Origin of the sequence: Paenibacillus sp. PK1-4R, assembly GCF_030369595.1 — a bacterium.
Taxonomy (GTDB): Bacteria; Bacillota; Bacilli; order Paenibacillales; family Paenibacillaceae; genus Paenibacillus.
In genome coordinates, this window is the sequence record NZ_CP126535.1 from 6,423,211 (window position 1) to 6,436,313 (window position 13,103).

At 49.1% G+C, this 13,103-nt stretch carries 8 protein-coding genes; all 8 read right to left on the bottom strand.

Features of this window, described 5'->3' with window-relative positions; genetic code table 11:
* Positions 1-109: 109 nt before the first annotated feature.
* Positions 110-1,471: an FAD-dependent oxidoreductase gene (locus QNO02_RS27910; RefSeq protein WP_289390552.1), complete on the bottom strand. Its 1,362-nt coding sequence runs from the start codon at positions 1,469-1,471 to the stop codon at positions 110-112.
* Positions 1,472-1,983: 512 nt separating this feature from the next.
* A complete protein-coding gene (locus QNO02_RS27915; protein ID WP_047840764.1) occupies positions 1,984-2,463 on the bottom strand; it encodes a glutathione peroxidase in 480 nt (159 codons plus the stop codon).
* 239 nt (positions 2,464-2,702) lie between these two features.
* On the bottom strand, positions 2,703-3,587 hold the full coding sequence (locus tag QNO02_RS27920) for an ABC transporter ATP-binding protein (RefSeq protein ID WP_091036119.1): 885 nt from the start codon (positions 3,585-3,587) through the stop codon (positions 2,703-2,705).
* A gap of 485 nt (positions 3,588-4,072) precedes the next feature.
* Positions 4,073-7,273, bottom strand: coding sequence for a GAP1-N2 domain-containing protein (locus tag QNO02_RS27925; protein ID WP_289390553.1), 3,201 nt, complete (start codon positions 7,271-7,273; stop codon positions 4,073-4,075).
* Positions 7,270-8,529: a TRAFAC clade GTPase domain-containing protein gene (locus QNO02_RS27930; RefSeq protein ID WP_024632789.1), complete on the bottom strand. Its 1,260-nt coding sequence runs from the start codon at positions 8,527-8,529 to the stop codon at positions 7,270-7,272. The genes QNO02_RS27925 and QNO02_RS27930 overlap by 4 nt, the downstream gene beginning before the upstream one ends.
* A gap of 90 nt (positions 8,530-8,619) precedes the next feature.
* Positions 8,620-9,267, bottom strand: coding sequence for a beta-mannanase (locus tag QNO02_RS27935; RefSeq protein WP_289390554.1), 648 nt, complete (start codon positions 9,265-9,267; stop codon positions 8,620-8,622).
* A 19-nt stretch (positions 9,268-9,286) separates the two neighbouring features.
* Positions 9,287-10,570, bottom strand: a complete 1,284-nt coding sequence (locus QNO02_RS27940) for a vWA domain-containing protein (RefSeq protein WP_091036110.1) — start codon at positions 10,568-10,570, stop codon at positions 9,287-9,289.
* 85 nt (positions 10,571-10,655) lie between these two features.
* A complete protein-coding gene (locus tag QNO02_RS27945) occupies positions 10,656-13,103 on the bottom strand; it encodes a transcription initiation factor TFIID (RefSeq protein ID WP_289390555.1) in 2,448 nt (815 codons plus the stop codon).

Here is a 13,103-nt window from a genome sequence, read left to right on the forward strand (position 1 = left end):
TTGTTTCGTAATCCTGGCAGTTATTGTACACCTCATATTTACGGACAAGCATGACTTATCTTTGTATGGCGTTTATCATGCTCGCTGTTCAACCATCTATTCTGCTTGCTTACACCATTGCTGGTGCTTTTACTTCTACCGGTGGCAGTGCTTGCAGACCAGCCGTGTTCAGGAAGTTCCATGGTTTGTTGTAATGTGGCTGGAAGAAAAAGTCGATGAAGGCCAGCTCATCTACGGTCATGTTGTTTTGGATGCAGACCGAGATCGTATTAATCGATTGGGTCAGATCAACCTGAGACATCACCTGTGCTCCAACGATCCGACGAGTAGCCTGCTCATATACCACTTTAAGCAACAGTTTCTCAGCCGTTGGCATGAACTCCGGACGGTAGCTGTCTTCCAGTAAGACAGCTTCCACAATCAAACCTTCGTCAGCAGCAGACATTTCCGTCATTCCTGTACCTGCGATATTTTGCTCATAAATTTTGATACCGGATGTTCCTTGTGTACCCATGTATGGTGTCGTAGGACGAACCAGGTTGCGGGCTACAAGTGTACCCATCCGTACGGCGTTGGTTGCCAGCGGAATGTAAGATGCTTTGCCTGTTGGGTTGTAATGAATAGCACAGCTGTCACCCGCAGCGAAGATGTCTTTTTGACTGGTTTGCATATATTTATCCACGATGATTGCGCCGTTTGGCAGCATATCCACTTGGCCTTTGAGCAGCTCTGTATTTGGACGGAAACCAATGCACAGAATAACCAGATCGGTTTCAAACTCTCCTTTGGACGTGATCACTTTAGTCACTTTGCCATTTTCACCAGTAAACTTCTGTACCGTTTGACCAAGAGCCAGCTTGATGCCGCGTCCAGTCAACGTATCTTCGATCGCATCCGTGAACTCAGGGTCCAGGTATTTGTTCAAAATCCGGTCCACACTGTCGATCAGGGTAACTTCTTTACCGTTCATCTGGAAAGCTTCCACCAGCTCTACGCCGATATATCCTGCACCTACAACAGTAACACGTTTGGCATCTTTGGCTTTTTCAATAATCGTGTTGGAATGATTGTAGTTTTTGCAAAGTAAAATATTATCCATCTCGATGCCTTCAAGCTTCGGAACGACAGGCCATGACCCCGTTGTCACGATCAGTTTGTCAAACGTATCTTCAAATTCTTCCCCAGTTTTCAGGTTTTTAGCCTGAAGGGTATGGCCCTTGGCATCTACTGCTGTTACTTCATGAAGCATCTTGGTCTCAACACCAAGCTCTGCCAATTGATTAGGCGAAGAATAGAACAAACCGTCAGGGTCTTTCACAACCCCACCTACGTAGAGCGCAATACCACAAGATAGGAAGGAGATATTGTCATTGCGCTCATACACCGTGATGGTAGCATTCGGGTACAATTTGGCGGTATTTACGATGGCTGCGGTTCCTGCGTGTGTACATCCGATAACTGCGATTTTCATTAAAAGTTCCTCCTCGAAATATATAAATGAGTTTGAATATAACGTTATTTTGGTTGTGAAATATTTCACTTCTTATTCGAAACTGTGTATGTGATTTATTTCACTTTACACACTCATTATAATGTGATATTTTTCACATTGCAATAGGTTGTGCAAAAAAATTTTGTCGAAAGAGGTTACTTCCCTGTATTTAAGCCTTTCTTCCCTTCATTGTATTGAATTCATTGTCCCCGGATATGGGTCGGTTTATGCTATGTAATGGCTTCCTCAATCCCTGTATAAACGCAGTATGGACGTATAAAGTTAGAGTTCTCTCCCACATTCATCTTTTACTTGTACAACATAAATGCATTCCATTTCCGCTACAGTGTTAATTTTTAAATTGGTAAACGCTCACAAATTGCTCCTGAAGCCAACCCCTACCTGTGAAGAGAATGTAGCCACTCTATATAAAATAATCAAAGAAGCCTATCCTTGCACATGCAAGGACAGGCTTCTCAAACGTTCATGTATTAACCGAGCAATTTCTCGATATCTGCAATCATTGTCTCCGGAGATTCTTTTGGTTCAACACGACCTACCACTTCACCTTCACGGTTAACAAGGAACTTGGTGAAGTTCCATTGGATGTCGCTTGTTTCACCTACGCCAGGTTGTTGCTCCTTCAGGTATTGGAACAGGGGATGAGTGTCCTCACCATTCACATCTACCTTGGCAAACACCGGGAAATTCACACCATAGTTAATCTGGCAAAATGATTCCGCTTCCTCACTTGTACCTGGCTCCTGCCCTCCAAACTGGTTACAAGGGAAACCCAGTACAACCAAGCCTTGATCGCGATAACGATCATAGAGCTTCTGCAATTCACCGTATTGCGGGGTCAGCCCACACTTGCTGGCTGTATTAGCAATGACCAATACCTTACCTTGATACAGATCCAGTGAGACTTCTTGGTTCGCGGTGGTTACCGCCTGATATGAATATACGGACATGACTGATTCCTCCCATGACATATGTTGGTTTGGGCTGTTGCGAGCACGTTGGTATAACCAATGAACCCACAGCCTGTCCTATTATTATAGACCTGATCCGATGCGATTACCAAATCCCGGGTCTGCCCATATCCCATTGCTCCCATGAGTTGCAAATTCCCCTGAATGCAAAAGAGCCGTGTGCGATAGCGCACAGCGGCTTCATTCTATAATGTAAGGACCACATATGGCCCATTTCGTTAACTTCCTGTCGCTTGAACACGTGGTTCTGTCCGTCCTCCAGCATGAACCATCGCACTGTTCATGACCATTTGTTCCGGCGGCTTCGCTTGTTGGCGTTCACCTGCAAGCGCGTAAGGCAAGCAGAGTGGTACACCCGAACGCGGATCAATCACGATATCTGCTTCAATGTTGAATACTTCACGAAGCACATCCGAGTTCATAACTTCCACAGGTGAACCATGAGCAATGGCTTTACCTTTTTTGATACCAATCATGTGATGTGCATAACGGGAAGCATGATTCAAGTCATGTACAACCATAACAATGGTACGGTTAGCTGTGGCATTCAGCTGCTCCAGCAGTTGCAGTACTTCAAGCTGGTGAGCCATATCCAGGAACGTTGTAGGCTCGTCCAGGAAAAGGATATCTGTCTCTTGAGCAAGGGCCATGGCAATCCAGGCACGTTGACGCTGTCCACCGGACAGTTGATCAATCGGACGATCGTGGAATTCTGTCATGCCTGTCACTTCGATAGCCCATTCAATCATGCGTTTGTCTTCCGCACGCATGGAGCCAAATCCTTTTTGATAAGGAAAGCGACCATACGATACCAGTTCAGTAACGGTAAGACCTTCAGGGGCTGTTGGATTCTGTGGCAAAATCGCAAGTTGCTTGGCAACTTCACGCGTGGACTGTTTATGAATGGACTTCCCGTCGAGCAATACATTACCTGCTTTTGGAGCCATAATACGTGCCATCGTTTTCAGGATGGTTGACTTCCCTGAACCATTGGCTCCAACAAGTGCTGTGATCTTTCCTTGGGGAATCTGAATATTCAGATCCTCTACAATTAGTCTTTCCTCATAAGCGATATCCAGCTTGGTCGTCTCCAGACGAAACATGCGATCATCCCTCTCTCATTTATCCCGGTTATGTAATCCGGCTATGACAACAAAAACGAAATTGTAATTCTGTGATTTCCGACGCAAATATCTTCTACACTAAAGATACTGATAATCATTATCATTTGTCAACATAAAAAACCAAATTTTCTTCTCTTTTCGTGCTTTATTTGGTCTTTCTGTAGCAGAAATCCCCCTCTTTTCTCAAGTAAACATGAGACCTTTTCTCATTCATTCCGCGCACTTTATCACTTCTGACTGTTTTTCAAACTCTTGAATCGCAAATTTTGTGTCTGAATTGTGAATCTGTGAGTTTTTTTCATGCGTTTGCTATATCCGCCATATCAAATAAAAAAAGATGACCTTGAAATTCAAGTTCAAGGTCATCTCACATACGCTCGATTAATAAGGTATGAAGTCAGCATTTTCATTATTGGATCAAAAGACACTTAATGAATCTATGCAACATGTTCATATAAAATAACTTACAGCTTCGGCTGTGGCATCAATTGGATTACAGTCATCCCACCCTGAGTGCTCTGCACACTGGCAATACTCTCGGCATCAATATCTGCTGGAAGATCGATCTGCAGTCCATACGGATAGAGACGATCTACCTCTCCAATAGACATCTGTGAAGAAGTCGTCGCATCCGCATCCTGTTCATTGGATACAGATGTGTCAGGCGATGTGGAACCAGTAGCTTGATCGGCATCCGTACCTTGATCCGTGTCTCCACTCGCAGCATTAGACGATTCATTCGTACCTGTATCCGTTGTTGTATCGGTAGCAGGATCTGAAGTGGAATCACCCGATGTTGAAAGATCTACCTGCTGATCGCCATCCTCCGTCTGCTCTACGTTCCCCGCGTTTCCCGCTGACGCCCCATCCGTACTCCCTTCGGAAGTACTTCCTGAACTACTATCGGAAGGAACTTGGTTATCTGGCTCCTCATTCCGATTAAAGCTCTCCCACTTGCCTGTGGTATCCAACTCCTGAGTACTGCCATCTTTCATTGTCAATTGAAGTTTGCCTTGCTCAAACTCAGTGCTTCCCGTATCGTTCCTGAAACGGATCACCAGTTGAGCAGGTGATTGCGTACCCTCCTGTTCACTCGCAGGAATCATATAAGCAATCTGCTCCGCGAGCTGTACCTCAGGTTCAGCCGGAATGGCAGGATCCTGGGTGGATGGAGGGGATGCCGCCGGCGGCTCTACAGAATTTTTCATCCATGCATATGTACCGCCAGCAATACCCAGAACCAGGATCAATAGGAGTAATCCGAACAGATTTTTCCTTTTACCCGTTAGCATCCGCACCAGTGGAGAGGACAATTCCGTCTTCGCACGGTCATAGACCGGCTTCATTGTCTTGCTGGCTCTCACGTAATACGGTTTGAAAGCTGACTTCGACTTGAATGCTTCACGATCATGGGCTTTGAAATACGCCACGATGGCATCCGCATATCCTTTATGCGCATTGGAACCCCGGACAAACATTCGATGATCTCCTGACCATTCGAAGAATGGATACAGCCCTTCAGCACGACTTGCATTGGTGCGGATGAATTCAATCAGGCCAGGATAATCCAACCGATTGCTGCCGCTTCCTCCCCGATAAAAAGCCATCGGCAAAGCTTCATATGCCGCGATCCCCGGATGAGCCTGCAGCTCTCCGGCAAGCCAGCGACGCGTCCAGCGTTGAAGTTCATTGCGTTCTGCCAGGGAAAGTGCCTCCAATGCCTCTTCTTCATTCCCCTCGCCACTAAGCCACGCTCTTGCAGCCAGCATCATGTTCGTTCGAGCGGATACATCAGAGCCCTGACGTGCCGCCCAATCCCGAACCTCATTGCCATGCTGCAAAATATCAATGCTTAATAGCTGTTCACGGTTAACCCGATCCAGATCCAGATCCTGAATCATAAACAGGTTAATGACATAAGCAAGCTTGTCTGCAAGGCGGGTTAACTCCTCCTGATATGCCGAATCTTGACTGGCAGACGGAGATCCCCCTTTGCGATTAGGGCGGGCTGTAGCTTCAGATTGACCAATTCGTGCCGTAATGCCTATATCATAGGTGACATCAGCGGATACCCGATCCAGTATGCTAACACGCTGGAGGGCTTCATTCGCAGACTGTACCGGATTAGGCGCAGAACATAACCGTTCACGCAGCTCATTGGCTGTCCGCTCCTGCAAGAAGCTGTAGTGGATCGCAGATGGATGGGACGTAACCCATCTTCGGATCACTTCCACAACGTTCGCTGCCGATTCCGTGCGTTTCAGCTGATTGTCCAGATAAGGCTCGAACAACAGCTTGGTGAGCGATTCATTGGCCAGCACTTTATCAAAGAAAGCTCGATTCAGCTGCGGATCCCGATCCAGCACAGCATACAATTCCTGTACAGCACGCATACGCTTCTGGGCGCGAGCATTATTCACACCATAGATGAAATAGTCCACAATCCAGGATTGCACTACGGGTGCGGCAACACTGAAATATTCTCCAATGCGAGCAGCGACCGCTTCTTCGGGTACATTCTCACGCTTCACGCTGTCCAGTTCCCGGCTGAGTAAGGTTAGGAACAACTCATTCAGACGCGAACGCTGCTGTACTCCACCTTCCGGCTTCAAATAGGTCAACAAGCCACTCAGGACATGGCTTTTGTTATCCAGGTACAGATCTTCCATGCCTTGTTCAAGAGCATAGAACACCGATAGTTCGCCATAGGCTTCAATGGAAAGCTCCCGTCCAGGCTCCATGCCAGACAGCATTTCGTCCGCAAAGGTATAGAACGCATCCGCAGCACGAGGTTCCTGCAATAAAGCCCAGGCGAATTCCGCGTAAGGTAACTTCGCCACAGATGCATCCGCATGTGTCACTCTGCCGGATACCAGATCAAAGGTGAAGTCCTTCTCCGTATTCCGGTCTTTCGGACGCAACGTCCCCCGCTCTACAAACTGAACATGGATGCCCTTCTTGGCCTGCGGCTCCTTGGCAAACGTCATGAATCCCAGCTGCCGCCGGAAGGCGTATGGTAACGCTGTGTACAGCAAACGCAGCAATCCTTTGGCCCCTGCGGTCACTTCTTCTGCGGGAAGGTCCAGCGCAATGTATACTTTTCTGCGTGTTGCTACAGACTGCATTACGGCGTAGAGCAAGCGCTTGAACAGCACTTCGTTCATTTTCAAGGCGCTCAGCACTTGGGTTGGTGATGAATCAGGACCACTTCCCGGTGAGATGGGCAATTCAGCAAGCGCCGGCAGTACTGTACCTTGTTCGATGTCATAGGACGTGGCGAACACGGCATCCAGCCAGCCGCCTTGCTTCATCTGCACTTCCGAGCGTTCGGGAGACAAGACGTAATTATGAGCAAAAAAGGCACTGCGCAGCCCCGTGAAATCCGCAGACTGGTACACATTTTGCCCAAGGATCGTCTCCCCACTCTCCAGATGAAGCAGGTGAATGGAAGCCGGAAACTTCGTCTCGTCCTTCTCGCTACGGCCTGTTAGCTCCGCTGGAGCGTCATAGACACAGTAGGGGTGAAGCACTTTTTTGATAAAAGAAGGGTCCAGTCCCGGCGATGCCGCAACCGTATCAAACCCCTCTGTTGTGCGAAACACCCCGCGCCGCTCTCGGGTATACAACTGTTGTTCAATGGGCGGGGTTACGGAAGAACGCATCATCCCACTCTCCCCTCAATGTACTTCAGCTTGTACAATAGCCATAAGAAGGGTTCATCCACGCGAATCGGACTAACCACACCCTGCAATTTCATATCCACCGGATTGCTGCCCAGCGCAGAGACTGCGAAATAGGCTGTATCCTTGAAGTACACATCCATCGTGCCCTTGAACGGACGATCCACCTTCTCGATAAAACGCCGGATCTCCCCGTCGATATTTTCAAACTCGGTTAAGTCGAACCAATCGCGATGCACCATATTGCGGAAGACATTACTGTTCGATTTGATATAATCCCCCTCTTCATCCTTGAGGGAATGCAGCATGTCGCTTTTGGTGAGCACAACAGCCGTTGGAATATTGGTCTTGGCTTTGTCCTGATACGCGATAAAATCTCCGAACATCGTCAGCACCACGTCACGTGGCTCATCGTATCGTGGTGTCCACTCTCCAGGCTCGTTGCCGAGGTTAATGCGGATTTTGTCCCGAATCGAACGAATCTGAAGCGGGTCCACCATAAACAGGATACCTGCCGAGTTCTTGATGTGCTGCCCGTGAAGTCCGAGATAATCCTGCTCCACCATACCTTCGCCCGCAACGTCAAAGAATACCAAGGTCAGCGGCGCTTTATCTTCATCTTTGAAAACAAACTGGAAGATAAACGGCTCTTGCAACTTCTCCTTCTGTGTGGAATCCAGCAAATCGCCCCGTTCGAACAACGGTTCTTCATAATCCGCACGGAACCGGCGGCTGATCTCCGCATTCAGTGGCATGCAAGCCGCGTCAAAATGATCCGCTGTATAATGCTGCAATGTATGAATTAATGAAGTCATGTAGACGGATTTACCCACCTGGGACGCACCAATAATGGAAATGATGTTGCTCGGTGCTTTACCTGCCGTAACAGGCAACTCGTTATGACATTGCGGACACAACCGGCGGCGTGTAACGACACCATACCGATCGTTAAGACCCATCACGATGTTATCGGAATAAATACGATGTTCCTCCGGTACATCATGCGGAGCCAATACGGCCTCCATATCAAATACCGTGTCGAGTCCGAATCTTTCACGATACCGATTCAACTTTGCATCTTCCCCGAGTGCGTAGTCCTCATCATCATCGCGGTGATGGGCGGCGCGGAACACCACCTCTTCCGGTGAAAACTTACTGAAACAATAAGGGCATACAATATCGTAAAACAGCGGACGTTCCTCCGGCTGTTGTCTCTTCAAAAACCGACTAAAAAAGCTCATAGCCACTCCCCTCCCCTGATCAGTCAGACTAAGGTGATTTACACTTGCACTACGATGACAGAGTAACCTTCCAATCGCTAGTCCAACTATCTAGTCTGATATAAGCCTATAGGCGGCTCCATATTTCGGTCCGTCCGTGAAGAATAATCTCACATAATCATCCTTGGCGACTTCAACGGGCGGCATCTCATTTCTTCCGGGAGCAAAATCACTCACAAAAGGATACACCGTACCATCTTCCTTATTCAGCGGAACCCCGCCCTGCTTGCGAACATAACAGAGGGCTTCCTTCGGAACAGGTACTTCCGCTGTGACGGTGATCAATACACTTTTTCGTTTCTGAAAAAAACCGCTCTTGTAGCGAATGGAAAAGCGGATATCCGCCTTCCCTGCGCTTGCAATCACCATATTGTCCTCGTCTCGTTGACGGATCAGCACAGGCCCGTCTTCCTCCATCTGACACACATACACCGTGTACTTGATGGCACCAAAACCTGTGATCCGATCCGTGTAACCATTGCTTGCCTTGTATTCCTCTCTCGTGTACAGCTTCAGCTTGCCCTGTGCAGGCTGTTCTTCAGTACGATCATTGCTCATCATATCCAGCTCCAGCCGTTCCACATAGACAGCTTCTACTGATTCCGGCCAGAGCCAGCGAAGTGTACAACGTCCTTCGTCCACCGCAAGTGTCAGTTTTCGAATCAAGGGTGTCGAAGGGTCTGCATCCGTAAACCGCATTTCCATTGACCTCCCGGCGTTAGAATCCTTTGCTGCGTGTATCTCTTGGTCTCTGACCGAATCCTTCAGCTGAAGAAGTTCCGCCGCCAGCTTCACGACGACCTCGGCTCTTCCGCGGCGTATTCTCCTTGATCGGAACAATCCATGAGAAGAGGGTTAATACACCTGACAAGATGAGCATCGCTCCGAGTCGTACAAAGGTATCACCCACGTTCGAACCGTCGAGGCCCCATTCCAGTAGCAACCCTGCCAGTAGACCCGATACCGCACCACCAATACCAAAGCTGAGCGCGAGATGACGGTTATCAAACACGAGTCCGAGTGACACACCCAGTGCTACTCCAATTAGCAGTACGGCAACGACACGGAAAATCGACAGATAAACGCTGTGCTCCATCATGCCTGTACGCTCCGTTACCAGCGTCCGTTCATCAATCGTATCGTAGATCTGCTGGAATGCCAGATTCAGACCACCGGAATCTGGTACATCATAGTACATGCCACCCGTTTGCTGGGCAATATTACGCAGCAAATCCGTTCCTGATGGGTCAACCAGACTGAGGCCGACTGTATTAATGGAAATCTGTTCGTTGTTATATTGGGACAAAATATCTGCCGTATCCGCTTCACTGAAGCCATCAGATAACAAGATGACCACGGTACCACGTTTCGGGTCCTGTTTGCCTTGAATCTGTTCCATGCCTTCCCGCAACACGGCATCGAAATTGGTGCCGCCCGAAGTTGTGACAATGCCATCAATTTTGCTATAAACCTCATTCTTGGCCGCTTCACTATCCAGCGCAATAAATGGCTGCAACAACTGCGGCTGGTCATCAAATGTAATGACAGCTACCTGTTTGTCACTCTCCATTTGACTGATCAGTGTCTTGGCGGCTTCAAAGCGTCCATTATCCGGATCTGTCTCGCTCATGCTGCCCGAGTTATCGATCATGAGTACGATGTCTTTCACTTGCTTCACACCGCCCGGATTGATCTGATACAACAATTGCAGGGCGAGTCCAACAACAAACAACAGAGCCAGTGTTGCCGGAACAAGCAATTTCCACGACAGTCCCAGATACCGGAGCTTCCATGAAGCGCCATTCAGCTTGGGTGAGATCATCTCTGCGATCAAACAGAACAATCCCACACTCAGCGCCAGTACGCCAAAGTATAATCCCATCAGCAACAGACGTGGCATCTCCCCAAGCCATTGACGCAGCATGATTTCTCCTGCCGCAAAGCCCACTGCCCCGCCAATCAGGCTGAACAGGACCAGGAGAAGATTGATTTTTCGCTGCATGTCTACATGCATCCTTTCCATACCAGCCCTAAGCAGGCTGAGTTAATACAAAATTGGTGCTGGGTATAGGACACCGCCAGACATCTTAACGGATGGGTGACAACTTCTCCACCAGACCTGCGGGGTGAAGTTCATAGCCATTTTCCGTATACGAGTCGTAATATACCTTACCGTTCCGATACACCATGAGATCCTCCAGATGGAAACCTCCCATCAGATTGAGCTTCTCTACACCACTGCTGCGTTCTTCGTACACCACACCCAGCTTGTAGATGCGTGACGTCTCTTCGGCATGCGCCGCGTAGTCCATGAAAGCACTATGATGGTCACCAAAGAAATACTTCTCTTCATACCGATGTTCCTGTGTATAATCGAATACCCTTACCCGAACGACCGCCTGATCCTCCAGCGTATGGTATAACCTGCGGAACAGATCATCCCGGGTTAATACGTCTTTGTCTCCGTAGGCAATCGTTACATTGGCCCGTTGCAACAGCTCTTCTTCAAATGGCAATCGCAACGGCTCGGCCGTAAGCAGCAACGAGTGACATACCTCCATCAGCCGTTTCAACAGACGGTCATCGCCTTCCGTTGCGAGCCGGTTCATGTCACCCATGTAACGGTCCTCAAACCATACGTCCCGTCCGCGCTTGGCTTCCAGGTCGATGATTAGCTCTTCCGTCACTTTACCGTAGTACTCCATCACGTTCTGGCCGATGTATTCATCCGCAGCGGCGATACTTTGGGCAGCTGTCTCGCGCAGTGTGCGTTCCAGCGCTTCAAGTGCTGCTGTGACGTGGCGACTAAAACGGTGAAGCTCTTCCATCTCCGTATCGTAGATGCGCAGCAGATGTAATTCATTATCCAGTCGCAATAATTCTACCTTGGGTACATATACTCGCTCCAGCATGCAGTCAATCAGATTGCGTACATTCTGTTTATCACGGAACAACGCTCGTTTGAACGACTGATCTTCCACACGCTCTTGCTGACGTTGCTCCAGAAGAGCACGTGCCGATTCAAGCTGCATCGATTTATCCCGAATCAATCCGAGCAGCGCTTCACGTACACTGCCAGGCTCACTGTCACTCCAGGCCGCCCACTGGAAGTAACCAACCTCTGGATGCTCCGCGCGGGAATGTTCAGCCTGACGGCGCAGGGAACCGCTAGAGCTACGCTCGCGCACACGCTCTTCGACAAGACGGACAACGTTATCGCGGAAGTACGCTTCAGCTCCTTGTCCAAACAACGCTCTCTCTGCTTCACGAAGGGAGAGCGGCTTCAGATCAGAGAAACTGACGTTATGCGTCATGATGCCGCTCATGCCACTAACCAGATCTTCATTGGGCAGCAGACCTTCGACTTTGCGTTCTACCGAGGCCGCGTCCAGTCCAAAGAAAGCGAGCTTGTCCTTGATGCTCCAATCCGGCTCCTGCCGCATGCGTGCAAGCAGATACCGATACATGTGATATAACACCGCCAGTGCAATCGGCTTGTTTGGCCGCCTAATCTCGGCAAAACCCGCGCTTGCATAACCATGCTGATCAGAGGTGGTACGAATATTGTTTTTAAAGGATGTATTGTTGTACGTGTTCGCTCCTGTGCTTGAAACGGTACCCGAGTGATTCCCATCCTGTTTCCTGTTCTTCAGCAGGCAGATGCGGCAGATAATCTCGGCATTTTCGATCCAACCACCGGGAACGCCGGTTCCACGCTCATTTTTGTCGGACAACAGATATACAAGATCAAACAACGGTGACGCGGGATGTGTAACGGGAATGGAGATCCCATCCTCCGTCACCAGCAGATTGCCGCTGAACGTGTAGTCCAGCGACTGCATATAATCCAGTTCCCGCAGAAAAGCGAGGCCTGCTGCGCTGGCATACCCGAAGGAATCCACCTGTTCCATCTCGCTGACCAATACATGCAGATCCGTCTGCACCGACTTGAAGGCTTGGGACAAAATGGTCTCCGTCAGCTTGGTGAGCTCTGGCAACAATACATTTAACGGATCATCCGCTCTGGTTACCACCGTAACGTAAATCCGATCAAATGACGAGTATAACCGTCCATATTCGGCAATTCGGTTACTGACCCGCCGAAGCGTACGATTCAGGTCAAAGAGCGCCTGATCCGATTCGTGGAAACTACGATGTACGTCCTTACGCCGTGTTTTGGACGGACGCTCCGTCTGCCCAGCGGACAAAGGCAAGCGGTGACGAGTCACCTGACCATCATCGGACGAGCCACCATTCCTCGTTTCAACCGGATGCTCTTTCTGATCTTCTGTACCAACCTGAACGTAGACCACACCGTCTCCATTATCCCATTTCAGCCGATTGATCTCCTGCACGGCAGACACTGCAGGTGCAACCAGATCACCCACAAACAGGAACAGCGCCGGGTAATGGATACTGCTGCGACCATCACCCAGGCTGCCTTGACGCTCCTGCTCTATTGCATACTGCTCGGCATATTTCTCCAGATCACGCTTCAGGGTATTGTTCGAATTGAACTCCATCCCGGCCGCCAT

What these genes read in the sequence shown, in the direction of transcription:
- QNO02_RS27910 (WP_289390552.1), bottom strand. Translation starts at nt 1,471, where the DNA reads ATGAAAATCGCAGTTATCGGATGTACACACGCAGGAACCGCAGCCATC.
- QNO02_RS27935 (WP_289390554.1), bottom strand. Translation starts at nt 9,267, where the DNA reads ATGCGGTTTACGGATGCAGACCCTTCGACACCCTTGATTCGAAAACTG.
- QNO02_RS27920 (WP_091036119.1), bottom strand. Translation starts at nt 3,587, where the DNA reads ATGTTTCGTCTGGAGACGACCAAGCTGGATATCGCTTATGAGGAAAGA.
- QNO02_RS27945 (WP_289390555.1), bottom strand. Translation starts at nt 13,103, where the DNA reads ATGGCGGCCGGGATGGAGTTCAATTCGAACAATACCCTGAAGCGTGAT.
- QNO02_RS27930 (WP_024632789.1), bottom strand. Translation starts at nt 8,529, where the DNA reads ATGAGCTTTTTTAGTCGGTTTTTGAAGAGACAACAGCCGGAGGAACGT.
- QNO02_RS27925 (WP_289390553.1), bottom strand. Translation starts at nt 7,273, where the DNA reads ATGATGCGTTCTTCCGTAACCCCGCCCATTGAACAACAGTTGTATACC.
- QNO02_RS27940 (WP_091036110.1), bottom strand. Translation starts at nt 10,570, where the DNA reads ATGCAGCGAAAAATCAATCTTCTCCTGGTCCTGTTCAGCCTGATTGGC.
- QNO02_RS27915 (WP_047840764.1), bottom strand. Translation starts at nt 2,463, where the DNA reads ATGTCCGTATATTCATATCAGGCGGTAACCACCGCGAACCAAGAAGTC.